The organism is Azoarcus olearius (genome assembly GCF_001682385.1).
GTDB lineage: Bacteria > Pseudomonadota > Gammaproteobacteria > Burkholderiales > Rhodocyclaceae > Azoarcus > Azoarcus olearius.
Genome location: NZ_CP016210.1, coordinates 3,849,302 through 3,874,069, shown reverse-complemented (window position 1 = coordinate 3,874,069; position 24,768 = coordinate 3,849,302). Strand labels below are relative to the sequence as shown.

22 protein-coding genes are annotated in these 24,768 nt (G+C 67.3%); 12 read left to right on the top strand and 10 right to left on the bottom strand.

Annotated features, from left to right (window positions below):
- Position 1: 1 nt before the first annotated feature.
- The 3 genes from dqs_RS17735 to dqs_RS17725 form a co-directional block, all read right to left on the bottom strand.
- On the bottom strand, positions 2–367 hold the full coding sequence (locus dqs_RS17735; RefSeq protein WP_011767176.1) for a response regulator: 366 nt from the start codon (positions 365–367) through the stop codon (positions 2–4).
- A 23-nt stretch (positions 368–390) separates the two neighbouring features.
- Positions 391–777, bottom strand: coding sequence for a twitching motility response regulator PilG (pilG, locus tag dqs_RS17730; RefSeq protein ID WP_011767175.1), 387 nt, complete (start codon positions 775–777; stop codon positions 391–393).
- An 80-nt stretch (positions 778–857) separates the two neighbouring features.
- Positions 858–1,010: a rubredoxin gene (locus dqs_RS17725; protein WP_269147345.1), complete on the bottom strand. Its 153-nt coding sequence runs from the start codon at positions 1,008–1,010 to the stop codon at positions 858–860.
- 138 nt (positions 1,011–1,148) lie between these two features.
- Here dqs_RS17725 and thiD point away from each other — a divergent pair, with 138 nt between their 5' ends.
- The 3 genes from thiD (at position 1,149) to hemL (ending at position 3,954) form a co-directional block, all read left to right on the top strand.
- Positions 1,149–1,991: a bifunctional hydroxymethylpyrimidine kinase/phosphomethylpyrimidine kinase gene (gene thiD, locus dqs_RS17720; protein ID WP_011767173.1), complete on the top strand. Its 843-nt coding sequence runs from the start codon at positions 1,149–1,151 to the stop codon at positions 1,989–1,991.
- Complete coding sequence (gene thiE / locus dqs_RS17715; protein WP_065341287.1) at positions 1,984–2,604, top strand: thiamine phosphate synthase; 621 nt, start codon at positions 1,984–1,986, stop codon at positions 2,602–2,604. The genes thiD and thiE overlap by 8 nt, the downstream gene beginning before the upstream one ends.
- Positions 2,605–2,679: 75 nt before the next feature.
- Entirely contained in the window at positions 2,680–3,954 is a 1,275-nt protein-coding gene (gene hemL / locus dqs_RS17710) for a glutamate-1-semialdehyde 2,1-aminomutase (RefSeq protein WP_065341286.1), read from the top strand.
- Positions 3,955–3,963: 9 nt separating this feature from the next.
- Here hemL and pepA read toward each other — a convergent pair whose 3' ends face one another.
- Positions 3,964–4,782, bottom strand: coding sequence for a flocculation-associated PEP-CTERM protein PepA (gene pepA / locus dqs_RS17705; RefSeq protein ID WP_169823527.1), 819 nt, complete (start codon positions 4,780–4,782; stop codon positions 3,964–3,966).
- 381 nt (positions 4,783–5,163) lie between these two features.
- On the opposite strand from pepA, the gene dqs_RS17700 reads away from it, so the two are divergent.
- The 8 genes from dqs_RS17700 (at position 5,164) to dqs_RS17665 (ending at position 15,157) form a co-directional block, all read left to right on the top strand.
- Positions 5,164–7,173, top strand: a complete 2,010-nt coding sequence (locus dqs_RS17700) for an AMP-dependent synthetase/ligase (protein ID WP_011767169.1) — start codon at positions 5,164–5,166, stop codon at positions 7,171–7,173.
- 37 nt (positions 7,174–7,210) lie between these two features.
- A complete protein-coding gene (locus dqs_RS17695) occupies positions 7,211–8,035 on the top strand; it encodes an ABC transporter ATP-binding protein (protein WP_065341284.1) in 825 nt (274 codons plus the stop codon).
- Between the two features lie 21 nt (positions 8,036–8,056).
- On the top strand, positions 8,057–8,983 hold the full coding sequence (locus dqs_RS17690) for a branched-chain amino acid ABC transporter permease (protein ID WP_011767167.1): 927 nt from the start codon (positions 8,057–8,059) through the stop codon (positions 8,981–8,983).
- A 162-nt stretch (positions 8,984–9,145) separates the two neighbouring features.
- Positions 9,146–10,213, top strand: coding sequence for a branched-chain amino acid ABC transporter permease (locus tag dqs_RS17685; protein WP_011767166.1), 1,068 nt, complete (start codon positions 9,146–9,148; stop codon positions 10,211–10,213).
- Between the two features lie 86 nt (positions 10,214–10,299).
- The gene (locus dqs_RS17680; RefSeq protein ID WP_011767165.1) at positions 10,300–11,622 is read left to right on the top strand and encodes an ABC transporter substrate-binding protein; all 1,323 of its coding nucleotides are present in this window, start codon (positions 10,300–10,302) and stop codon (positions 11,620–11,622) included.
- Positions 11,623–11,709: 87 nt separating this feature from the next.
- On the top strand, positions 11,710–12,552 hold the full coding sequence (locus dqs_RS17675) for an ABC transporter ATP-binding protein (RefSeq protein WP_065341283.1): 843 nt from the start codon (positions 11,710–11,712) through the stop codon (positions 12,550–12,552).
- Between the two features lie 94 nt (positions 12,553–12,646).
- Positions 12,647–13,879 carry a phenylacetate--CoA ligase family protein gene (locus dqs_RS17670; protein WP_011767163.1) on the top strand — a complete coding sequence of 411 codons (1,233 nt, stop codon included), beginning with the start codon at positions 12,647–12,649 and terminating at the stop codon, positions 13,877–13,879.
- Between the two features lie 105 nt (positions 13,880–13,984).
- Entirely contained in the window at positions 13,985–15,157 is a 1,173-nt protein-coding gene (locus dqs_RS17665) for a CaiB/BaiF CoA transferase family protein (RefSeq protein WP_065341282.1), read from the top strand.
- A gap of 16 nt (positions 15,158–15,173) precedes the next feature.
- Here dqs_RS17665 and dqs_RS17660 read toward each other — a convergent pair whose 3' ends face one another.
- The 3 genes from dqs_RS17660 to dqs_RS17650 all read right to left on the bottom strand — a co-directional run bounded on the left by dqs_RS17660 (position 15,174) and on the right by dqs_RS17650 (position 18,495).
- A complete protein-coding gene (locus tag dqs_RS17660) occupies positions 15,174–15,575 on the bottom strand; it encodes a PhaM family polyhydroxyalkanoate granule multifunctional regulatory protein (protein WP_011767161.1) in 402 nt (133 codons plus the stop codon).
- Positions 15,576–15,649: 74 nt separating this feature from the next.
- On the bottom strand, positions 15,650–17,569 hold the full coding sequence (locus dqs_RS17655; protein ID WP_011767160.1) for a hybrid sensor histidine kinase/response regulator: 1,920 nt from the start codon (positions 17,567–17,569) through the stop codon (positions 15,650–15,652).
- The gene (locus tag dqs_RS17650; protein ID WP_084018649.1) at positions 17,566–18,495 is read right to left on the bottom strand and encodes an ABC transporter substrate-binding protein; all 930 of its coding nucleotides are present in this window, start codon (positions 18,493–18,495) and stop codon (positions 17,566–17,568) included. The genes dqs_RS17655 and dqs_RS17650 overlap by 4 nt, the downstream gene beginning before the upstream one ends.
- A 259-nt stretch (positions 18,496–18,754) precedes the next feature.
- Here dqs_RS17650 and dqs_RS17645 point away from each other — a divergent pair, with 259 nt between their 5' ends.
- On the top strand, positions 18,755–19,381 hold the full coding sequence (locus dqs_RS17645) for a response regulator transcription factor (protein WP_011767158.1): 627 nt from the start codon (positions 18,755–18,757) through the stop codon (positions 19,379–19,381).
- Between the two features lie 51 nt (positions 19,382–19,432).
- Here dqs_RS17645 and dqs_RS17640 read toward each other — a convergent pair whose 3' ends face one another.
- The 3 genes from dqs_RS17640 to dqs_RS17630 all read right to left on the bottom strand — a co-directional run bounded on the left by dqs_RS17640 (position 19,433) and on the right by dqs_RS17630 (position 24,662).
- Entirely contained in the window at positions 19,433–20,137 is a 705-nt protein-coding gene (locus tag dqs_RS17640; RefSeq protein ID WP_065341281.1) for a P-loop NTPase family protein, read from the bottom strand.
- Between the two features lie 96 nt (positions 20,138–20,233).
- On the bottom strand, positions 20,234–21,013 hold the full coding sequence (locus dqs_RS17635; protein WP_236778702.1) for a class I SAM-dependent methyltransferase: 780 nt from the start codon (positions 21,011–21,013) through the stop codon (positions 20,234–20,236).
- Between the two features lie 52 nt (positions 21,014–21,065).
- Complete coding sequence (locus dqs_RS17630; RefSeq protein ID WP_065341280.1) at positions 21,066–24,662, bottom strand: indolepyruvate ferredoxin oxidoreductase family protein; 3,597 nt, start codon at positions 24,660–24,662, stop codon at positions 21,066–21,068.
- Between the last annotated feature and the right edge of the window lie 106 nt (positions 24,663–24,768).

The following is a 24,768-nucleotide window of genomic DNA, read 5'->3' as shown; positions in this document are numbered from 1 at the left end:
TTCAGCCGATGGACTTGATGCGTGCGAGCAGTTCGTTGTGCTCGACCGGCTTCACCAGGTAGTCGTAAGCGCCCTGGCGCATGCCCCAGATCTTGTCGGTTTCCAGCCCCTTGCTGGTGCACATGATGATCGGGATGTTGCGGGTGGCGTCGTCGCGCGAGATGGTGCGCGTTGCCTGGTAGCCGTTCATGCCCGGCATCACCACGTCCATCAGGATCAGGTCGGGCTTTTCGCTCTTGCTCTTGGTGATCGCCTCTTCACCGCTTTCGGCGGTGGCCACCTGGTAGCCGTGGCGCGTCAGGAGTTCGGTAAGGGCGAGACGTTCGGTCGGCGAGTCGTCGACCACGAGGATCTTGTTGATCGGCATCGTGCGTGTGCTTCCGTACGGGTTCAGGCCGGTGCGCGGCCGGTATAGGTGGCAACCGCCTTGAGCAGGCTGTCCTTCGTGAAGGGCTTGGTGAGGTACTCGTCGGACCCGACCATGCGCCCGCGGGCGCGGTCGAAGAGGCCGTCCTTTGACGACAGCATGATGACCGGGGTGGCTGACAGGCGCGGGTTCTTCTTGATCAGCGCGCAGGTCTGGTAGCCGTCCAGGCGCGGCATCATGATGTCGACGAAGATGACGTCGGGGTGGTGGTCGGTGATCTTGGCGAGTGCGTCAAAGCCGTCTTCCGCAAGCAGGACCTGACACCCGGCCTGGCCCAGGAAGATCTCGGCGCTGCGCCGGATCGTATTGCTGTCATCGATGACCATGACCTTGAGGCCGGTCAGATCCATGGTTCAACCCTCGGTGAGGTGGCCCGGCCCGCGACGCCGACGGGCGGCCTGCCCGGTGCGACGAAAGGCGGACGTAAACGTCATATTTCGACGAGTTCGAAGTCCTCTTTGCGGGCTTCGCACTCGGGGCACGTCCAGTTGGGGGGAATGTCTTCCCAGCGGGTGCCGGGAGGAATGCCTTCATCGGGCAGGCCTGCCGCTTCATCGTAAATAAAGCCGCAGATCAGGCACATGTAGGTCTTGTAGGGCGTGTCGGCCATCGTTCGGGTACGGAATCCGGCATAAATCTGCCGTCGCGATTGACGGTAGAATCCGGGCCATCTTACCCCATTTCGAGGGCGTTCCAGAAGCGTCCCGGCCTCTCGCTTGTCATGCCTATTGCCATACCTGAAACGCCTCCTGTCGTGCTTTGTTTCGCCGCCGGAGATGCGACCGGCGGCGGCGGTCTGCCGTCCGACGTGCTGACCCTCGGCAGCATGGGCTGCCATCCCCTTGCGGTCCAGACCGCCGCCGTGGTGCGCGATACCCGCGGGGCCGATGAAATCTGGCCGCAGGACGCCGACGTAGTGGTGGCCCAGGCCCGCGCTGTGCTCGAGGACATTCCGGTGCATGCGTTTAAGCTCGGCTACTGCGGCAGCGTGGAGAACATCGCCGCGATCGCCGAGATTCTGTCCGACTACCCGGACGTACCGCTCGTCGTCGAGCCTGCGCTGTTTCCGGGCGTGGACGACTCCCCGACCGAGGACGTGATCGCTGCGCTCGCCGAACTCATCCTGCCGCAGACCACCTTGCTGGTTGCGGGGGCGCACGAGGTCCTGCGGCTGGCGGGACTCGATGCCGATGACGAAGACGACACCACCCTGCTGTCGGCCGAGGAGGCTGTGGCGCGGCTGGTGGACCTGGGGGTCGCGCATGTGCTGCTGACCGGCGGCGGAAGCCACGGTCCGCAGGTCGTCAACCTGCTGATCGGCGAGGGCGGCGTGGTGCGGACCGACGCGTGGGAGCGGCTGCCCGGGCGTTTCCTCGGCGCCGGTTCCACGTTGGCGGCGGCGGCTGCGGCCGCCCTGGCGCATGGCATGGACATGGACGAAGCCGTGGCCGAAGCCCAGGATTTCGCCCAGCAGGCGCTCAAGCATGCCTACCGCGCGGGGATGGGGCTGGCGCTGCCCGACCGCTTCTTCTGGGCGCGCGGAAAGGGCGTGGGCGATGGCTGAGCGCATCCGCGGGCTTTATCTGGTGACGCCGGACGCCGCCGACAGCGCGACGCTGCTGGCGAGTGTGGAGCGCGTGCTGCCGGCCAGGCCGGCCTTGCTGCAGTACCGCAACAAGCTTGCCGACCCGCTCCGGCAACTCGACGAGGCGCGCTCGTTGCGGCAGCTGTGCAGCAGCGCCGGCGTACCGCTGATCATCAACGATGACGTCGCGCTCGCCCGCGCGGTGGCCGCCGACGGGGTGCATCTGGGCCGGGATGACGGCAGTCCCGCAGCCGCCAGGGCGGTCCTCGGCGCCGACGCGTTGATCGGCGTCTCCTGCTACGACGAATGGGCGCGGGCGGAGGATGCGGCGGCAGCTGGCGCCGACTATGTGGCTTTTGGCGCAATGTTCCCGTCGTCCACGAAACCCGGCGCGGTACGCGCGCCGCTGACGCTGTTGACCCGCGCCCGCGCGGCGCTCGACTGTCCGGTGGCAGCCATTGGCGGCATCACCCTGGACAATGCACCGGCCCTGATCGAGGCGGGTGCCGATCTGCTTGCCGTCATATCGGATGTATTCGCCGCCGCCGACCCGCTGCAGCGCGCGCTCGCCTATTCGGCCCTGTTCGCCTGAAACTGCCCGCGGTGGACCGGCGCCGGTGGGCGCGCGACAATCCCGCCCTTTCCATAGCAGTCGCGAGTCGCAGCCATGACCAGTCGCAATGAAGCCCTTTTCAGCCGCGCCCAGCGCAGCATTCCCGGCGGGGTGAATTCCCCCGTGCGCGCCTTCCGCTCCGTTGGCGGCACGCCGCGCTTCATCGAGCGCGCGGAAGGGGCGAGGGTCTGGGATGCGGATGGCAAGGCCTACATCGACTACGTGGGGTCCTGGGGTCCGGCGATCGCCGGTCACTCGCACCCGGCGATCGTCGAGGCGGTGCGCGAGGCGGCGCTGCGCGGGTTGTCGTTCGGGGCGCCGACCGAGAGCGAGGTCGAGATGGCCGAACTGCTGTGCGCGCTGCTGCCGTCGATCGAGATGGTGCGGCTGGTGAGTTCGGGCACCGAGGCCACGATGAGCGCGATCCGGCTCGCCCGCGGCTTCACCGGGCGTGACGACATCATCAAGTTCGAGGGCTGCTATCACGGCCACGCCGACAGCCTGCTGGTGAAGGCCGGGTCGGGCCTGCTGACCTTCGGCAATCCGTCGTCCGGCGGCGTGCCGGCCGACTTCGCCCACCATACCGTGGTGCTCGACTACAACGATCTCGATCAGGTCGAGACGGTTTTCAAGGCACGTGGCGATCAGATTGCCGCTGTCATCGTGGAGCCGGTGGCGGGCAACATGAACCTGATAAAGCCGCGCCCGGGCTTTCTCGAAGGGCTGCGCCGCTTGTGTACCGAGTACGGCGCGGTGCTGATCTTCGACGAGGTGATGACCGGCTTTCGCGTCGGCCCCCAGGGGGTGCAGGGGCTGTACGGCATCACGCCCGATCTGACCACGCTGGGCAAGGTGATCGGCGGCGGCATGCCGATGGGGGCGTTCGGCGGGCGGCGCGACATCATGAACTGCATTGCGCCGCTCGGGCCGGTGTACCAGGCGGGCACGCTGTCAGGCAGCCCGGTGGCGGTGGCGGCGGGCCTGGCCTCGCTGCGCCTGACCCAGGCGCCCGGCTTCTACGATGCGCTGGCGGCCCGCGCGCGGTCGCTGGTGGATGGTCTGTCAGGCGTGGCGCGCGAGGCTGGCGTGCCGTTCAGCGCGGATTCGATCGGCGGCATGTTCGGCATCTACTTCAGCCCCTCGGTGCCTGCGTCGTTTGCGGAGGTGATGGCCTCGGATCGCGAGGCCTTCAACCGCTTCTTCCACGCCATGCTCGACGCCGGCCATTACTTCGCCCCGTCGGCGTTCGAGGCGGGTTTCGTGTCGGCCGCGCATGGCGAGGCCGACATTCAGGCTACCGTGGCTGCCGCGCGCGCCTGCCTGCGCTGAGCGCTTGCGTCAGCGCTTGCCGCGGCGGCGCAGGGTGAAGCCCAGCAGGCCGACGGCGGCAAGGGCGAGGCCGCCGGCGGGCGGTTCGGGGACGACCTGAACCGTGGCGAAGCCGCTGTCGCGCACGAGGAAGGCGAATTGCGTGGGCAGGAAGGGCGTGCCGTCGCAGCCCGCGCCGGTGTGACCTGCCATCTCGCAGACGATTTCGCTCACCAGCAGCGGTTCGGGCGCCGCGAACTGGTTGCGCAGGTTCATCGAGAACAGGACCCGCGCGAAACCGGCCAGGTCGTTGCCCGCGGCGTCGAAGAAATAGCCCGCCAGCATGCTGCCGGGAATCACGCCGGCGCTGATCGTCACGGCGCCGGTCGTGGTGTCGGTGTTGCCGCCCACCACGCTCAGCTTCGCGATCAGGGTGCCGTTGTCGGCGCCATAGGTACCGTTGGAGGTGCCGTAGTCGAATGCGGCATCCGAATAGATCTCCACGCTGCCCGAAGAGAAGCCGATGGAGGCCGGATTGAGAAAACTGCCGCTGCCGCTGACGGTGTAGCGGATCGTCAGGTCGTTGCTGCCGTACGGGGTCGTGCCATCGCCCTTGACTGCGCGGTAGGCACCGTATTCCACGAAGGTGAAATTGGCCGGATTGGCGGCGTCCGGCGTCAGTTGCACGAAGCCGACGCCGGCGACGCCCAGCGTCTGCAAAGCGCTCGCCCCCGCTGCTCCGGTGCCCTCTGGGTTGACCATCCAGACCGGCGCCGCCTGCGCTACGGGCGCGATCGCCGTCAGCGCGAGCGCCGCGAGTCCAAACAGGGTCTGTCTTGCCGTCTTCATCGTGCTCATCCTTCCCTTCTCCCTCGTCATCAGCGGAATCCAGCGGGACCCTCGTTTCCCGCTGTCGTGCGACGCAATGCTCGCGTCATCAATGACATTCTAGTATCGAGGGGTGCGGGGTCGCCAGTGAGGGTTGTCCTCGTGCCGCCGGCCCCCGCTCGCCCTTCTGGCCGGAAAGAGTCCGCAAGCCGTTGTAGTTCAAAGAGAAAGTCTCCGGGGCTGGGGGTGCAATAATTGACTACATTCGAAAAACAGTTGCGCAAACATGCCCTGCGAAACTGAGCTTCATCGTCGCTGGCTCTCGGGTCGCGACGTGCGGGCCGGAACACAAAAAACCAGCGGCGCGCGAGGAGACAGGAACAACCGGAGGAGGATAGGGGCATGTCCGAAGTCCATGGACGCTCCCCGCGCTCGGGCGCGGTGGAGAGCGCAATCGAGGTCGGCGGCGAAGGGCGCGACACCTTTCCGCGTCTGCTGATGCATCACGCCCGTGTGCGTCCTGCCCGCGCTGCGATGCGCGAGAAGGAGTACGGCATCTGGCAGACCTACACCTGGGCGCAGGTGGCCGAGAACGTGCGGGCAATCGCCTGCGGCCTGGCCGAACTCGGTTTCAAGCGCGGCGACCGTCTGGCGATCATCGGCGACAACCGGCCGCGGCTGTACTGGTCGGTCGCGGCCTGCCAGTGCCTCGGCGGCATCCCGGTGATGCTGTACCAGGACGCCGTTGCGCAGGAAATGGTCTATGTGCTGCAGGACGCCGAGATTCGCTTTGCCGTGGTCGAAGACCAGGAGCAGGTCGACAAGATGCTCGAAATCCTGCCCGAGGCGCCCTTTCTGGAACACGTCATCTACGACGACCCGCGCGGCCTGCGCCATTACACCCAGACCCTGCTGATGGGCCTGGACGAGTTGCAGGAGATGGGGCGCATCCACGACCGCAACCAGAGCGACTTCCTCGACGGCGAGATCGCCAAGGGTGCGCCGGACGACATCTCGGTGATGCTCTACACCTCGGGCACCACCGGCAAGCCCAAGGGCGTGTGTCAGACGCATCGCGCCTTCATCGCCGCGGCGCAAGGGGCCATGCAGGTCGATGGGCTCACCGACCAGGAGGACATCCTGTCCTACCTGCCGATGGCCTGGGTGGGCGACCACCTGTTCTCCTTCGCCCAGGCGATGGTGGCCGGCTTTACGATCAACTGCCCGGAATCGGGCGAGACGGTGATGACCGACCTGCGCGAGATCGGTCCCACCTACTATTTCGCGCCGCCGCGGGTGTTCGAGAACCTGCTGACCCAGGTGATGATCCGCATGGAGGATGCCGGCGCGATCAAGCGCAAGCTCTTCCACCACTTCCTTGGTGTCGCCCGCCGTTGCGGCGCGGACATCCTCGACGGCAAGCCGGTCTCCGCGGGCGACCGCCTGCAGTACGCGCTCGGCAAGCTGCTGGTGTACGGCCCGCTGAAGAACGTGCTGGGCATGAGCCGCATCCGCGTGGCCTACACCGCCGGTGCCGCGATCGGGCCGGATCTGTTCCGCTTCTATCGCTCGATCGGGGTGAACCTGAAGCAGTTCTACGGCCAGACCGAAACTTGCGCCTACGTCTGCCTGCAGCCCGACGGCCAGATCAAGTTCGACTCGGTCGGCCGCCCGGCGCCCTTCGTCGAGGTCAAGCTCGCCGACAACGGCGAGATCCTGGTGAAGGGACCGATGCTGCTGAAGGCCTACTACAAGCGGCCCGACGCCACCGCGGAGTCGATCAACGCCGACGGTTACTTCATGACCGGCGACGCCGGCTTCTTCGACGAGGACGGCCACCTCAAGATCATCGATCGCGCCAAGGACGTCGGCAAGCTCAACGACGGCTCGATGTTCGCGCCCAACTACATCGAGAACAAGCTCAAGTTCTTCCAGCACATCAAGGAGGCGGTGACCTTCGGCAACGGCCGCGACTATGTCACCGCCTTCATCAACATCGACCTCGAAGCGGTCGGCAACTGGGCCGAGCGGCGCGGCCTGGCCTACGCCGGCTACACCGATCTGGCGGCGCAGGACGCGGTGTACGACCTGATCCGCGAGTGCGTGGAACAGGTCAACGCCGACCTTGCCGCCGACCCCAACATGAGCGGCTCGCAGATCCGGCGTTTCCTGGTGTTGCACAAGGAGCTCGATGCCGACGACGGCGAGCTGACCCGCACCCGCAAGGTGCGCCGCAACTTCGTTGCTGAGAAGTACGCGGTGCTGGTCGAGGGCCTCTATGGCGGCAAGCAGCGCCAGTACATCGAGACCCAGGTGAAGTACGAGGACGGCCGCACCGGCAAGGTGGCCGCCGACCTGCGCATCGAGGAGGCCAGGACCTTCTCGACGCAGGGTGCGAAGAAGGCTGCCTGACGCGCCGTTCGAGCGCGAAGGCTGCAGGAGGAGACCCATGATGATGAACGACATGCCGCAGCAGGCCGCGGGGCAGGCCGGCGGCCGCCGTATCGGCGACGTGATCCTGGATCTGCAGGGCATTTCGCTGTCCTTCGGGGGCGTGAAGGCGCTCACCAACATCAGCTTCGACGTGCGCGAGCACGAGATCCGCTCGATCATCGGCCCCAACGGCGCCGGCAAGAGTTCGATGCTCAACGTGATGAACGGCGTCTATCACCCGCAGGAAGGGAAGATCCTGTTCCGCGGCGAGCAGCGCCAGAAGATGGAGCCGCACATGGCGGCCAAGCAGGGCATCGCCCGCACCTTCCAGAACATCGCGCTGTTCAAGGGCATGAGCGTGCTCGACAACATCATGACAGGGCGCAACCTGAAGATGCGCTGCAACCTCTTCCACCACGCGCTGTTCTGGGGGGCCGCGCAGCGCGAAGAGATCGAGCACCGGCGCAAGGTGGAGGAAGTGATCGACTTCCTCGAGATCCAGAGCATCCGCAAGACCCCGGTGGGGCGCTTGCCCTACGGCCTGCAGAAGCGCGTCGAGCTTGGCCGCGCGCTCGCCGCCGAGCCCAGTCTGCTGCTGCTCGACGAGCCGATGGCGGGCATGAACGTCGAGGAAAAGCAGGACATGTGCCGCTTCATCCTCGATGTGAACGACCAGTTCGGCACCACGATCGTGCTGATCGAGCACGACATGGGCGTGGTGATGGACATCTCCGACCGCGTGGTGGTGCTCGACTACGGCAAGAAGATCGGCGACGGCCCGCCGGACGAAGTCAAGAACAACCCGGATGTGATCGCCGCCTATCTCGGCACGGCGCACTGAACAGGCAGGCGGGAGACAAGCATGAGTTTCTTTTTCGAAGTGCTGATCGGCGGGCTGCTGTCCGGGGTGTTGTACGCCCTGGTCGCACTGGGCTTCGTGCTGATCTACAAGGCCTCGGGCGTGTTCAACTTCGCCCAGGGCGCGATGGTGTTCTTCGCAGCGCTGACCTTCGTCGGCTTCCAGCAGGTGTTGCCCGGCTGGACCGGACTGGAGGCGGGCGGGCGCGCAGTGTTCTGGCTGGCCTTCGTGCTGGCGCTGGCGTCGATGGTGGTACTCGGCATCCTCACCGAGAAGGTGGTGCTGCGGCCGTTGGTGAATCAGCCGCACATCACGCTGTTCATGGCCACGATCGGCCTCACCTTCCTGGTCGAGGGCATCGCCCAGGCGATCTGGGGTGCCAACGTGCACGGTCTGGATCTGGGCATCGCCGACGAGCCGATCGAATGGGTGATGGACAGCGCCGACATCATCGTCTCCAAGTTCGACGTGTTCGCCGCCACGCTGGCGGGCGTGCTGGTCGCCTCGCTCGCGCTGTTCTTCCAATACACCAAGGTCGGGCGCGCGCTGCGGGCGGTGGCTGACGACCACCAGGCGGCGCTTTCGATCGGCATTCCGCTGCAGCACATCTGGGCGATCGTGTGGGCGGTGGCGGGTTTCGTGGCGCTGGTCGCGGGCCTGATCTGGGGCGCGCGCAGCGGCGTGCAGTTCGCGCTCACCTTTACCGCGCTGAAGGCGCTGCCGGTGCTGATCCTGGGCGGCTTCACCTCGGTGCCGGGCGCGATCGTCGGCGGGCTCATCATCGGCGCTTCGGAAAAGCTGGCCGAGGTCTACGTCGGGCCGATGGTCGGCGGCGGCATCGAAGGCTGGTTCCCCTACGTGCTGGCGCTCGGCTTCCTGCTCGTGCGACCCGAAGGTCTGTTTGGCGAACGGCACATCGACAGAGTGTGAGCCCCGCGACCGGGGCGCGGCCCCGACCCTCCTTGCCCCGCAGGCGGGGGCTGGGCGACGCAGCGCGGCGCGCCCGCCGGAACGGAGCGGCAATGCGCAGCCGATCCTTCAGGCCTGCCCCCGGGCAAGGCCAAGGCGCTAGAAAACGATTGGAGACAACCCATGCTTTACCGTGAGGCCGGCCAGTTCAAGGCCAGTTACCAGGAAGACCAGCAGATTTTCCCGATCCGCCAGGACCGGATCGGCTTCGCGGCCATCCTGGTGTTCTTCTTCGGCGTGGTGCCGCTCGTCGCCAACCAGTACTGGCTGCAGGCCATCCTGATCCCGGTGCTGATCTTCTCGCTCGCTGCGATCGGGCTGAACATCCTCACCGGCTACGCCGGCCAGCTGTCGCTCGGGTCGGCCGCCTTCATGGCGGTGGGAGCCTTCGGCGCCTACAACTTCATGTTGCGTATCGACGGCATGCCCTTCCTGGTGGGCATCGTGCTGGGCGGGCTGTGCGCGGCCGCGGTCGGGGTGGCCTTCGGGCTGCCGTCCCTGCGCATCAAGGGCTTCTACCTGGCGGTGGCGACGCTGGCGGCGCAGTTTTTCATCGTCTGGGCGCTGGTCAAGTTTCCGTGGTTCTCCAACCATGCCAGCTCGGGCGTGATCACCGCGCAGCGGGTCGAGATCCTCGGCTATGCCTTCGACAGCCCGGTGAGCAAGTACCTGCTGACGCTCGCGGTGGTGGCGGTGCTGGCGCTGCTCGCCAAGAACCTCGTGCGCAGCACCACCGGCCGCAGCTGGATGGCGGTGCGCGACATGGACGTCGCGGCGGAAGTGATCGGCATCCGCCCGATGCACGCCAAGCTCACGGCCTTCGCGGTGTCGTCCTTCTACTGCGGCGTGGCCGGTGCGCTGTATGCCTACACCTACCTCGGCACCGTGGAGCCGGAAGGCTTCAGCCTCGACCTGTCGTTCAAGATCCTGTTCATGATCATCATCGGCGGCGTTGGTTCGATCATGGGTTCCTTCTTCGGCGCGGCCTTCATCGTGCTGATGCCGATCTTCCTCAACGTCGTCATGCACTCGGTGTTCGGCGGGGCGATGCCCGCCGGCATGGGCTCCAACCTCGAACTGATCATTTTTGGCGGGCTGATCATCTTCTTCCTGATCGTCGAGCCGCACGGCCTCGCCCGCCTGTGGCAGCTCGGCAAGGAAAAGCTGCGGCTGTGGCCCTTCCCGCACTGAGCACGTCCGCACACGCGGCCGCCGTCACGGCGGCGGCCCGGCACCGCGCAACACGCAGCACCACACACACAAGGAGGAGACAAGTCATGCAACTCAAGAAAACCGCACTCATCGGCGCAGCGATCGCCGGGCTGCTGGCCAGCGGCTACGTGGCGGCGCAGGAGCAGTTCATCGGTCTGCCGAGCTACCGCGTCGGCCCCTTTGGCTCCAACGGCGCGTCGCTGTACGGCGGCTGGATCGACTACATGATGATGGTCAACGAGCGCGACGGCGGCGTGAACGGCGTCAAGCTGAGCTGGGAAGAGTGCGAGACCGAATACAACAACGCGCGTGGGGTGGAGTGCTACGAGCGCCTGAAGAACAAGGGCCCCACCGGCAACAGCACCTTCCAGCCGCTGTCGACCGGCATCACCTACTCGGTGCTGGAGAAGGTCGCGCAGGACAAGATTCCGATGGTCACCATCGGCTACGGCCGCACCGACGCCGCCGATGGTCGCGTGTTCCCGTGGGTCTTCCCGATGATCTCGACCTACTGGACGCAGGCCTCCGCGATCGTGAACTACATCGGCCAGAAGGAAGGCGGCATGGCCAAGCTGAAGGGCAAGAAGATCGGCCTGCTGTACCACGATTCGGCGTATGGCAAGGAGTCGCACGCAATCATGGACAAGCTCGCCGAGAAGCACGGTTTCGAGCTGACCAAGGTGGCCGTTGCCAATCCGGGCAATGAGCAGCAGGCGCAATGGCTGCAGATCCGCCAGCTCAAGCCCGACTACGTGGTGCTGTGGGGCTGGGGCGTGATGAACGCCACCGCGCTGCGCACCGCCGCGAAGACCGGCTATCCGCGCGAGAAGGTCGTGGGCGTGTGGTGGTCGGGTTCCGAGGAGGACACCATCCCCGCCGGCGACGCGGCGAAGGGCTACACCGCGGCCGGCTTCAACGTGGCCGGCACCAACTACCCGGTGGTGCAGGACATCCAGAAGCTCGTCTATGCCAAGAACAAGGGCAACATGGAAGACAAGAGCCGGGTCGGTTCGGTGCTCTACAACCGCGGCGTGGTGCACGGGATCATCACCGTGGAAGCCATCCGCAAGGCGCAGGAGAAATTCGGCAAGGGCAAGCCGATGACCGGCGAGCAGATGCGCTGGGGCTTCGAGAACCTGCACATCGACAACAAGCGCCTGGCCGAACTCGGCGCCGCCGGCTTCATGCCCGACCTCAACATCACCTGCGCCGACCACGAAGGCGCCGGCAAGCTCAAGTTCCAGCAGTGGGATGGCGCCAAATGGACCGTCGTCACCGACTGGATCGAAGGTGACCGCCAGCTGGTGCGCGGCATGATCGAGGAGTCCGCGATGGCCTACGCCAAGGAAAAGGGCATCACCCCGCGCGACTGCACCAAGGAGATGTAAGGCGGCAGGCCGCCGGCCTGGCGCCGGCGGCCGCCCGCGTCCGCACGTCGCGGGCGCGCTCCGGCTTTCGAGAAACAGGGCAGAACGATGACGATCAACGCAGCCACCGCAGACGCAACAAGCCGCCCGGCGCCCTACCTCAGCATCAACAACGTCGAGGTCATCTACGACCACGTCATCCTGGTGCTGAAGGGGGTGTCGCTCGAGGTGCCGCAGGGCAGCATCGTTGCCTTGCTCGGCGCCAACGGCGCCGGCAAGTCGACCACGCTGAAGTCCATCTCCAACCTGCTGCGCGCAGAGCGCGGCGACGTTACCAAGGGCAGCATCGAGTTCAAGGGCGCGCGTGTCGACCAGATGACGCCCAACGAACTGGTCAAGCGCGGCGTCATCCAGGTGATGGAAGGGCGCCACTGCTTCGGCCACCTCACCATCGAGGAAAACCTGCTCACCGGCGCCTACACCCGCAGCATCTCGCGCGCCGAGCTGAAGGAAAACCTGGAAAAGGTCTATCACTACTTCCCGCGCCTGAAGACCCGGCGGACCTCGCAGGCGGGTTACACCTCGGGCGGCGAACAGCAGATGTGCGCGATCGGCCGCGCGCTGATGGCCAAGCCCGAGATGATCCTGCTCGACGAACCGTCGATGGGCCTCGCGCCGCAGATCGTCGAGGAGATCTTCGAGATCGTGAAGGACCTCAACAGCAAGGAGCGGGTGAGCTTCCTGCTGGCCGAACAGAACACGATGGTGGCGCTGCGCTATGCGGATTTCGGCTACATCATGGAGAACGGCCGCATCGTCATGGAGGGCGCCGCGAAGGACCTGGCGACTAACGAGGACGTCAAGGAGTTCTACCTGGGGCTGTCCGGCGAAGGCCGCAAGAGCTTCCGCGAGGTCAAGCACTACCGCCGGCGCAAGCGCTGGCTGAGTTGAACGGCCCACAACACAGACGACAGCGCGGGGCGGCGTCTTCCCCCGCGCGGTATCCGGCAGGCTGATCCTGTCACCCGGTACGGGGAACGCTTCGATGAGCTACTACGACGCCCGAGAAACCCGCGATCCCGCCGCGCGCGAGCAGGATTTGTTCGCCCGCCTGCCGGCACAGATCGCCCATGCACGCACGCATGCGCCGGCCTTCGCGCGCCTGCTGGCGGATATCGATCCGGGCGCGGTCACCGGCCGCGAAGCGCTGGCGCGGCTGCCGGTGATCCGCAAGTCCGAACTGCTGGAGGCGCAGAAGGCCGCCCGGCCCTTCGGCGGATTTGCCGCAGTGGGCTGGGGCGCGAGTTGCCGCCGGGTGTTCGCGTCGCCGGGTCCGCTGTACGAGCCGGAGGGCAGCCGGGCCGACTACTACCGTATGGCGCGCGCCTTTCATGCCGCCGGCTTTCGCGCGGGCGACCTGGTGCACAACACCTTCTCGTATCACTTCACGCCGGCCGGTTCGATGATGGAAACCGCTGCGCACGCCCTTGGCTGCACGGTCTTTCCGGCCGGCGTCGGGCAGACCGAGCAACAGGTGGCGGCGATCGCCGACCTGGCCCCCAATGCCTACGCCGGCACGCCGTCCTTTCTGCGCATCCTGCTCGACAAGGCGGCGGAGCTTGGGGTGAAGCCTGCCTTCACCAAGGCCTTCGTCTCCGGCGAGGCCTTCCCGCCCAGCCTGCGCGACGCGTTTGCCGCGCGCGGCGTGGCCGCCTTCCAGGCCTACGCCACCGCCGATATCGGACTCATCGCCTACGAAACCGAGGCGCGTGAAGGGATGGTGGTGGACGAGGACATCATCCTCGAGATCGTGCGGCCCGGCACCGGCGATCCGGTGGCCCCCGGCGAGGTCGGCGAGGTGGTGGTGACCACCTTCAATCCCGACTACCCGCTGATCCGCTTCGGCACCGGGGATCTGTCGGCCTTGCTGCCCGGTGCTTCGCCCTGCGGGCGCACCAACCTGCGCATCAAGGGCTGGATGGGGCGCGCCGACCAGACTGCCAAGGTCAAGGGCATGTTCGTCCATCCCGGCCAGATCGCCGACGTGGTCCGGCGTCATCCGCAACTCGGCCGCGCCCGGCTCGTGGTCGAGAATCCGGATCTGACCGACCGGATGACCTTGCACTGCGAAACCCAGGCGGGCAGCGATGCGCTTGCGGCCGCTGTCGCTACCAGCATTCGCGAACTGACCAAGTTGCGCGGCGAGGTCGTGTTCTGCGCGCCGGGAACGCTGCCCAACGACGGCAAGGTCATCGACGACCGGCGCACCTACGAATGAGCGCCGTGCTTCCCGGGTTCGTTGTGTGTTGGGGATACCGGCCCGGTTCCGGGCCGGTTTTTTTCCGCACCGTATCCCGGCGCCCAAGCAGGGTCCGCCGCTGCCGTGGGTGACAGCGCCCGTTCCAAGCCGCTCGCCGGCGTGCGTGTGCTCGACCTCACACGCCTGCTGCCCGGGCCGCTCGCCACCCAGCATCTGGCCGACTACGGCGCCGACGTCATCAAGGTGGAGGACACCGGGGCCGGCGACTACGCCCGCACGATGGGGCCGGGCAACGCAGCGGGCAGCTACTTCCATCAACTCGTGAATCGCAACAAGCGCAGCCTGCGGCTGGACCTGAAGCAGGCCGAAGGGCGGACGCTGATGCTGCGTCTGGTCGAGCACGCCGACGTGCTGGTGGAGGGGTTCCGGCCGGGCGCGATGGCGCGTCTCGGGCTCGACTACGAAACCCTGGCCGCGCTGAATCCGCGCCTCGTCTATTGCAGCATCAGCGGCTATGGCCAGCAGGGGCCGTACGCGGAGCGGGCCGGGCACGACATCAACTACATCGGCTACGCGGGGGTACTCGATCAGATCGGCTGTCGTGGCAGCGCGCCGGCGCTGCCCAACCTGCAGATCGGCGACCTGTTGGGCGGCACGATGGCCGCCGCGATGGGGATCCTGGTGGCACTGGTCGACGCCCGCAGCACCGGGCGGGGCCGCCACGTCGACGTGGCAATGACCGATGCGGTGCTCGCGCATGCGATCTTTCCGCTCGCCGAGGTGCTCGCCCGCGGCACCGTGCGGGATCGCGGGGATGACCTGCTGACCGGTGGGGTGCCGTGTTACGGCGTTTATGAGACCGCGGATGGCCGCCACATGGCGGTGGGCGCGCTGGAGGAGAAGTTCTGGCACCTGTTGTGCGACACGCTGGGCCGGCCAGATCTCAAACCCGCGCATCTCGCGCGGGATGCTGCCGGCGAGCGCGCCCGCGCCGAGCTTGCCGCGGTCTTCCGCACCCATTCGCAGGCCCACTGGACGGCTCTGTTCGGCACGGTGGACTGCTGCGTCACCCCGGTATTGCGGCTTGAAGAGGCCTTGTCGGACGAGCAGGTCCGGCGCGCCGTGGTCGAGGCCAACGGGCTGCGCCAGTTCGCGCCGCCGGTGGCCATGTCGGAGTTTTCACTCGGCGAGCCCGGTCCGGCACCGGCGCAGGGCGCGCACAGCGCAGAGATCCTGGCCGAACTCGGGCTGGATAGCGGGGAAATCGAAACCTTGCGGGCGCGCGGTGTGATCTGAACGCCCGCCGGGGCGCTCAGCCGCGCGCGGCGTCTTCGCGCGCCGTGGCCGGCGCGGCGCCTGCGGCCGGTTGAGCCCCGGCTTGTGCCGCCTGGGCGTTCATGAAATTCCAGGGCCACATCGCCGCCGCGGCGAACGGGTTGCCCTCGCCTTCGGCTGCGCCTTCCTTGGCGTGCTGGCTCATTGCCTTCACGGCCGCAATGGCGGCGCGCTGGATCTCCAGCCCCTGGGTGGTCATCTGCAGCATGTTGAGGTTCATCTTGAGCCAGCCCTCGACCGCCTTCAGGTCGGCGATCCGCTTGTCGAGTTCGTCGACATCAAGCGTGGGGGTCACCATGCCCGGCAGCGAGAACCCCATGTTGCTCCACATGCTGCGCACGAATTCCAGAGGGTCCTGGGCGGAATGCTCATGAGACATCGAGGTGCTCCGGCTGGCTGGTGGTGTTGGCATCTTAACCGACGAACCGGGCGACCGCACCCGGCCCGTGCGGGTCAATCGTTATGCAGCAGGCGATGCAGCAGCGCCCGCAGCCGGGCCGGCCGTACCGGTTTGTGCAGCAGCGGCACCCCGGCGTCCTGCGCGAGCCGTTGCGCCTCCGGGCCGGTGTCCCCGCTGATCAGCACCGCCGCGAGGCCGGGGCCGACCTGCTGACGCAGCGCCGCGATGATGTCGACTCCGTTGTGCGAGCCGTGCAGGCTGAAGTCGCTGATCACCAGTTGCGGCGGCCGATGGGCAGAAAGAGCAGCCAGGAGATCGGCTGGCGTCTCCGCCGCGATCACTTCGCAGCCCCAGGCGGTAAGCAGCCCTTCCATGCCGCTGCGGGCAAGCGCGTCGTCGTCCACCACCGCGATTACCACGCCACCGAGGTCGCCCGGCGCGCGCGTGCCGTCTTCGGCGGCCAGCGTCGGCTGTGGCGGTGCCAGCGGCACCTCGATCGCGAATACCGAGCCGCGTCCGGGCGCGGAGCGCAGATCGAGACGGTGTCCCATCAGGCTGGCCAGCCGGCGGACGATCGCCAGCCCGAGGCCGAGGCCCTTGTCGCGCGCGCGTTCGTCGTTATCGAGCTGGACGAACTCCTGGAAGATGATCTCCTGCGCTTCCGGTGCAATGCCGATGCCGCTGTCGCGGACTTCCACCCGCAGCCGGTTGCGGCGCCGGCGGCAGGCCACCAGCACGCGGCCTTGGGGGGTATAGCGCAGCGCGTTGCTGACGAGGTTGGTGAGGATGCGCTCGAACAGCACCGGATCGCTTTCGATCCAGGCCGCGCAGGGACGGACCTTGAAGGCGAGGTCGTGTTCGGCCGCTGCGGAACTCATCTGGGTGGCGAGCCGGTCGAGCAGCGGCTCGAGCGCGAACGTGCGGATATTGGGTTGCAGGACGCCGGCGTCGAGCTTGGAAATGTCGAGCAGGCTGTCGAGCAAGTTCTCCATCGCCTCCGCCGACGCAGCAATGCGCTGCACGAGGCGGCGCTCGTGGTGCGAGCTGGATTGCTGCGCGAGTTCCGAGATGAACAGCCCCAACGCATGCATCGGCTGGCGCAGATCGTGGCTGGCGGCGGCGAGAAAGCGCGACTTGGCGAGGTTGGCGCGCTCCGCCTCTTCCTTGCGGGCACGCAGTTCTGCCGTGGCTTCCTCGATCTTGCGCGCCATTTCCTCGTGGGAGGTCGCGAGCCGCCAGGCCATCTCGTTGACGCCTTCCGCCAGCGTGCGCAGGCTGCCGCCGCCGATGACCGGCACACGTTCACCGAGCCGCCCCTGGCCGATGCGGGTGACCGTTTCGGCGACGATGCGGATCGGGCCGCTGACCCCACGGCTGAGGTGGCTGGCGAGCAGCAGGCTGCCCACGAGTACCAGCAGCACCGAGCCCGCGCTGGTCCACAGCAATTCGTCGCGGCGGCTGTTGAGGCGCTTGAGCGATAGCTCCAGTACCACGCTGCCGAGCTGCGCACCGCCGAGCTGGGCGGCCGAATCCGGGCTGATCGAGGTGAAACCATCGTCCAGCTCGAGTCGGCTGGGGCGGATCGGTTCGATCAAGCGCAGTGTCGGTCCCTGGACCAGGCGGGCGGGCGCGGCCACCGCGCTGACCGGCAGCGGCGGCAACTGGGCGTCGAGGATGCCGCTGCGCGCCAGCGCGTCGCCGTTGTGGTCCACGATGCTGACGCCGACGACGTCCTCTTCCGACAGGACGGCGCTCGCGAGTTGCTGCAGCGCTTCGCGGTTGCCGGAGAACACCGCGTACTCGCTCGCGGCAGCGAGCTGGCGTGCATAGGCCTGGCCGCGCGCAGTGAGGGCGGCATCGAGATCGGCCAGCCGGGAATGGGTGAAGGAGACGGTCAGCACCAGCGCAAGCACCAGCATCGGCAGCACCGCGGCCAGCATCACCCGCGCACGCACTCCGGAACGCAGCATCATGGCGTGCCTCCTTCCAGACGCTGGAGTTCGGCCGTGAGCCGCTCTCCGCTTTCCAGCGGAATGCCGAGCGAGCGTGCAACGTTGGTGTTTATCGCGACCTCGAACTGGCGCGGCGGCCGTGGGGGTGGCAACGGTTCACCCCGGACCACGCGGAACACCACGTCGCTTGCCTGGGTGGCGATCTGCGCCGGGGTGGAATAGAGCGCGAACAGCGCGCCCGCGCGCACATAGGACGACGAGAAGCCGACCACCGGCGAGCGCTGGCGGTAAGCCGTGAGCAACACGTTCTGCACGGTATAGCTGTTGAAGACCTGTGGGTCGGGCGTCGCCACCAGTACGGCAGGGTCGCCCAGCACCTGCTGGAGCGCCGTGTAGAGGTCGCGGTCGGCAGCAATGGTGGCCTCTCGCACCTCCATCTGGCGTTCGCGCGCGAGTTCCGCGAGCCGCCGCATGCTGCGGTCGCCGCCGGGACTGCTCAGGATGGCGATGCGTTTCCAGTCGGGCAGCGCGAGGCGGATCAATGCGAGCTGACGCTCGGGGGGCTGATCCAGGTAGATCGCGGAAACCGGCGAACCGCGCGGCGGCGGCAGTTTCTCGAAGCTGGAGGCCGGCAGCAGGATATGCAGCAGGGGCTGGGCGATGCCGAGGTGGGCGACGACCCGCGCCGCCTGCGTGCCGACGGTGACCACGATGCGGGCATCGGTGAAGCTTGCCGCGGAGGCGTTTTCCCAACCCCGCACCTCGACTCCGAGCGAGGGCATGGCGGACTCGATCAGGCTGCGCAGCGTCGCCGCCGCTTCGGCGTGGACCCCTTCGGCGGTCGACGTGACGATCACCACGCGCTGCGCCGCCGCGACCGGCAGCGCCAATGCGACGAGCAGTGCGACCACGCACCAGCGAAGCGGAGCCAGCGCCCGCAGCATCATGTCCGCCGCATTTCCTGCGGCGGGCGTGCGACTGCGCCGCGGGCGAGCTGTTCGGCGCAGCAACAACGGGGCGCAGCAAGGCACCGGAAGGTGTCGGGAGGGGAGGGCATCGGGAGGGAGGCAATGACGACGTGCTTATCGTACCGCCGATTTTCCCCCGTTTTTTCCGCGCTCGATAGGGGGGAGGGGCGCCCCGGCGATCGTGCTATGCTTCACGCATGCGTGGGAAGCCGCGCAATATAAAAGCACGGAGTGAGCAGTGACAAAGATCCTCATCGTTGAAGACCATGCCCTCGTGCGCGAGGCCATGGCGCAAACGCTGTCCCGTCTCGAACCCGGTATCGATTGTGTGGAGGCAAAGGGCGCAGACGATGCGCTGGCCAAGCTGGAGGGCGCGGCCGACTGGGACCTGGCGATCATCGACCTGATGCTGCCGGACATGAACGGGTTTTCGCTGCTGGCGGTACTGGCCAAGCGCTTCCCCGACATCCCGGCCATCGTGGTGTCGGCAATGGATGACGAAGCCTCGGTGCGGCGGGCAATCAAGGGCGGCGCCTCGGGCTTCGTTTCCAAGGCCAGTTCGGGAGATACGCTGCTGCAGGCGGTGCGGGTGGTCCTCGATGGCGGCGTGTGCACGCCTGAGGCCGCGACCCAGTCCGGCCGCCGCAGCGCCGCCCCGGTGTCCGAACGTTTCGGCCTTACCGCCGCGCAGACCCGGGTTCTGGAGTTGCTGGCGCAGGGCAAGACCAACCGGGAGATCGCCGATCTGCTGGGTTTGTCGGAAGGCACGGTCAAGGTGCACATGTCCGCGATCTTCCGCGCGCTTGGCGTCTCCAACCGCGCTCAGGCCCTGGTGGTGATCGCGCGCCACGGCGCGCGTCTGTAGGCGAACCGTTCCCGGCGTCACTACCGGGGCGGTTTTTCCCCTGTTCTGTTTCTAGTGCGAGCGACTCTGTCCCAGCCGCATCGGCATGTCGGCCGGCGACAGCTTTTCTTCCACGTCGATGTAGTCGTCGACCGCGTCGCGGGCGTCGGCAAAATCGATCTCCAGCACTGACAGAACCTGGCGCGCGAGCGAACGGCAAGCGTTCGCAAGCGGCGTGGGCAGTTGTTCCGGCACCTGCTTTTGCAGCAGCATCTTCGAAGATGACAGCGCGCCCACCGGCTTCAGGATGCGGTGGCGGAAAGCGCCCATCAGTTGCGCGACGTTGCGGTCGGCCGCTTCCCGCTGCCATGCGTTGCTGGGCCACTGGGAGGGGACCGCGTATGCGCGTGGAAACATCTCGAGGTCGCGCAGCACCGTCCGGATGTCCTCGTGCGATTCGCGGAAAGGCAGCAGCACGATGTCGGACAGCGCGTAGAGCTTGCGGTCCATTTCGGTCCGGTTGCCGCCGCCGTCGATGACGCCGACCCAGTCTTCTAGCGTGCGCAGCTTGTCCACCACCTTGGTCAGCGCGTCGCGGGTGCGCGCGTCGGCAGTGATGTAGCGCCGACCCTCGGGGGTCAGCGGTTCGCGGGAAGTGTCGGTCAGTACGCAGGCGGAACGCTGGCCCAGCAATCCAAGCCCCTGGCACAGCATGTGCGAAAGGGTCGTCTTGCCGGTGCCGCCCTTGTTGCCGATCACGCAAATGATCTCAGCCATGAATCCTGTCCTCAACGCGCGGTGGTGATACCGCATGAGTGCATTATTGCGCCCGCCGGCTGCCTGCAAGGGGTGGAATAAGGGCGCTTCGTGGCGCTAATTCGCGGCTTCTCGCGGGCGAATCCGATAGCCATAGACGACGGTCCCGCGCGCGTCGCCGATTTCCACCGCGAGGTCTGCCTTTCGCCCTGGCACCGCAAAGCTGTTGCTCAGCAACAGCGCACCGGGGCGCAGCTCGGCGCACGCTTTGCGCCACACCTCGGGCATCGGCGCAGGCGACAGAAACGCGTACACCACATCGTAGTCGCCCCATGGGAGGGCGAAAAGGTCGCCCCGCAGCCATTCCAGATTGTGCAGGCGTGCGCCGAGCAGGCGGCCGAGCAGCCATGGGCCGGGCGCCGTTTCCACCCCGCAGAAGCGGCTGTCCGGGCGCAGGCGGGCGAGCGGCCGCACTAGCGATCCCGTCCCGCTACCGACGTCGAGCAGGCTCAAGGGGGTGGCCGGCAGGATGGCTGCGACTGCCGCGACGGTGCGGCGATTGGTCAGGAACAGCGGCGCCTGGGTGCGAAAGCTCGTCCAGTAGAACGCAAGCAGCACCAGGAACACCGCGAGGTAGAGCCACGGCGGGAGGCCAAGGCCGCGCGCGGCGACGAGCGCAGGCAGGAAGACGAGGTGAATCGGCACCCACCAGCGCGCGCTGTGCAGCATGACCGCGAGCAGCGCGGCACCCGTGGCCTGGCACATGACGAACGACCACAGGCCGGCGGGGAAAACGCCGCTGCGGGCGGCAAGGATGGCGAACACGGCGCCGCCCGCCTGGGCGATCAGCGCCTTGAGCTCGGGGGGGAGGGCTGCGAGCACGGGCAGGAGCGGCAAGTGGGGCGGAGCCGCATCTTAACGTTATCGACCGGGCCCAAGCCGGGGCGAGTTACGCGGCGCTGCGCCCCAGATCTCGTTCAGCCCCGCGCCAAGTGGCGAGGAGCGCGGCACGCCGCCGCGCGGCTTCCTCCATATTGCGGGCCTTGATGGGGCCGAAGCCGCGGATGGCGTCAGGAATGCCGGCGATGTCCACCGCGAGCGCAAGCCGGGGTTCGGAAAGGGATGCCAGCAGTTCGGCGACGTCCGCTTCGTACTGTGTGATCAACGCGCGCTCGGCGCGGCGTTCCGCGGTGTAGCCGAAGATGTCCCAGCGGGTGCCGCGCACCCGGCGCAGACGTGCGAGCCAACGGAACACGTGCAGCATCGCCGCGCCGAACGCCTTCTTGGGGATCCGCCCGGTGCGCGGATCGAGCCGGGCGAGGAACGGCGGCGCGAGGTGGAAGCGAACCTCGTAATCGCCCTCGAAGGTTTCGTCGACCCGGGCCCAGAAGGCCGGATCCACGTAAAGGCGCGCCACCTCGTACTCGTCTTTGTAGGCAAGCAACTTGAAATAGTTGCGCGCAACGGCCTCGGCGAGGCGGGTGCTGGCGGGCGAGACCGCGCGCGCTTCCTGTTCCCGCACCTGACTCACCAGGCGGCGGTAGCGGTCGGCGTAGGCGGCGTCCTGATAGGCGCTGAGGAAGTTCGCCCGGATACTGACGACTTCGTCCAGCGTCGGTGGATGCAGGCGCACGGGCGGCGCGGGATGCGCCAGCGCGAGCACCGCGGCGGGGTCGTGTGCGGCGCGACGCCCCCACAGAAAAGCCTTGCGGTTCAAGGCCAGGGCGACGCCGTTGAGGGTGATCGCCTGCATCAACGCTTCAAGGCGCACCGGCACGAGACCCTTCTGCCACGCGTAGCCCAGCAGGAAAAGATTGGTGGCGATGGCGTCGCCGAGCAGCCGGGTGGCGATGGACTGGGCGTCGATGAAATCCACGCCGCCCGGCCGGGTGGCCTCGCCGATCGCGGTCTTCATCTGGTCGAGCGGAAAACGCCAGTCGGGGTTGCGGGCGAAGTCGGAGGTCGGCGTCTCTGCGAGATTGACGACGGCGCGCGTGCGCTCGGCGGACATCTTGCCCAGGGCCTCCACGCTCGCGCTGACGATGATGTCGCCCCCGATCACGGCGTCGGCTTCGCCGGCGGCGATCCGTACCGCATGTAGGTCTTCGGGGCGCTCGGCGATGCGGATGTGACTGAATACCGAGCCGCCCTTCTGCGCGAGGCCGGTCATGTCGAGCACGGTGACGCCCTTGCCGTCCAGATGCGCTGCCATGCCGATGAGGGCACCGATCGTGACGACGCCGGTGCCGCCCACGCCGGTAACCAGGATGCCGAAGGGTGTTTCAGTGGTGGGTAGCCGCGGCGGCGGCAACTCGCCGAAGCGGCTTTCGTCGGTTTCCAGCGCCTGGCCCTTGCGCGGCCTGCCGCCTTCCACCGTGATGAAGGAGGGGCAGAACCCGTTGAGGCAGGAATAGTCCTTGTTGCAGGACGATTGATCGATTGCCCGCTTGCGGCCGAATTCCGTTTCCACCGGGAGGATGGACATGCAGTTTGACTGTACCCCGCAGTCGCCGCAGCCTTCGCACACGGCCTCGTTGATGAATACCCGCCGGGCCGGGTCGGGGAAGGCGCCGCGCTTGCGGCGGCGGCGCTTTTCCGCTGCGCAGGTCTGGTCGTAGATCAGCGCGGTGACGCCGCCAGACTCGCGCAACTCACGCTGGATTGCATCGAGTTCATCGCGATGGCGGATCGGCACGTGCGGGAGATCGGCCGCCCCGTAGCCGCGTTCGGTGCCGTCGGTGACGACGACGATGTTATGCACCCCCTCGGCCTGCAACTGGCGCACGATCTTCGGTACGGTCAGCCCACCCTCCACCGGCTGGCCTCCGGTCATCGCCACGGCGTCGTTGAACAGGATCTTGTAGGTGATATTGACCCCGGCGGCCACCGCCTGGCGGATCGCCAGCAATCCGGAGTGGAAGTAAGTGCCGTCGCCCAGGTTGGCAAAGATGTGCCGCTCGTGGGTAAAGGGCGCCTGCCCCACCCACGGCACGCCCTCGCCGCCCATCTGGGTGAAGGTGCCGGTGCGCCGGTCGGGCATCCAGGTGACCATGTAGTGACAGCCGATGCCCGCCATTGCGCGGCTGCCTTCCGGCACGCGGGTGGAGGTGTTGTGCGGGCAGCCGGAGCAGAAGGTCGGCACGCGGTCGATCGAGAACACGCGCTGGGCGAGGGTGTGGTCCTTGGCTTCGAGGAAGGCGAGCCGCGCGCGGATGCGCTCGGACACGAAGAAGCGTTCGATGCGACCGGCGATTACCCGGGCGATCAGCGCCGGGTTCAGTTCGCCGGCGGCCGGCAGCAGCCAGTCACCGTGGTCTATGGTGCCGTCGCCGCGTGCGATGCGGGCCCATTCGCCCTTCTCGTCGAACTTGCCGATCACCCGCGGCCGCACGTCCTCGCGCCAGTTGTACAGCTCTTCCTTCAACTGGTATTCGAGCAGTTGGCGCTTTTCCTCCACCACGAGGATTTCGTCGAGGCCTTCGGCGAACTGACGCACCCCGTCGGATTCCAGAGGCCACACCATGCCGACCTTGTAGAGCCGGATGCCGATCTCGGCGGCCAGGGCGTCGTCGATGCCGAGGTCGTCGAAGGCCTGGCGCACGTCGAGATAGCTCTTGCCGGAAGTGATGATGCCCAGTCGCGGCGCCGGCGAATCGATCACCACCCGGTTGAGCCGGTTGGCGCGCGCGTAAGCGAGCGCAGCATAGAGCTTGAAGTGCAGCAGGCGCTTTTCCTGCACCAGCGGCGGATCCGGCCAGCGGATGTTGAGACCGTCCGGGGGCAGCGGGAAGTCTGTTGGGATCGCCACCTGCACGCGCTGCGGATCGACATCGACCGAAGCGGAGGTTTCCACCGTGTCGGCCAGCGCCTTGAAGGCCACCCAGCAACCCGAGTAGCGCGACAGCGCGTAGCCGTGCACGCCGAAATCGATGTACTCCTGCACGCCTGCCGGGGCCAGCACCGGCATCATCATCGACTTGAAGAAGTGATCCGTCTGGTGCGGCAGCGTGGATGACTTAGCGGCGTGGTCGTCGCCTGCGATGACCAGCACGCCGCCGAAGCGGGCGCTGCCGGCGGCGTTGGCGTGGCGGAACACGTCGCCGCAACGGTCAACGCCCGGCCCCTTGCCGTACCACATCGCGAACACGCCGTCGTACCGCGCCTGCGGCGACAGATTGACCTGTTGCGACCCCCACACCGCGGTGGCGGCGAGGTCTTCATTGACTCCCGGCTGAAAAACGATGTCGTGGGCGGCGAGGTGCTGCTTTGCCTTCCACAGCGTCTGATCGAGGCCGCCGAGCGGCGAACCGCGATAGCCGGAAACGAAGCCCGCGGTGTGCAGACCGGCTGCCGCGTCGCGTTCGGACTGGATCATCAGCAAGCGGACCAGCGCCTGGTAGCCCGAGAGGTATACCCGCCCACTCACCAGCGTGTATCTGTCGTCGAGATTGCCGAGCGGCCGCTGCGCCTCAGGAGCGGGATGCGCGCCTCCGGCAGCTGCGGACGTCGGCGCGGGCGGGTACGCCCGGGGATCGGCTTCGGCCATGGATGTCTCCTTGCTCCACAAAAATCGTGTTTTTGGGTGCTACTGCTGCGCCTTGTGGGCGCATCGCGCAGTCCTCGCGCGACGGCTCCGCGGCGAATACGGCGAA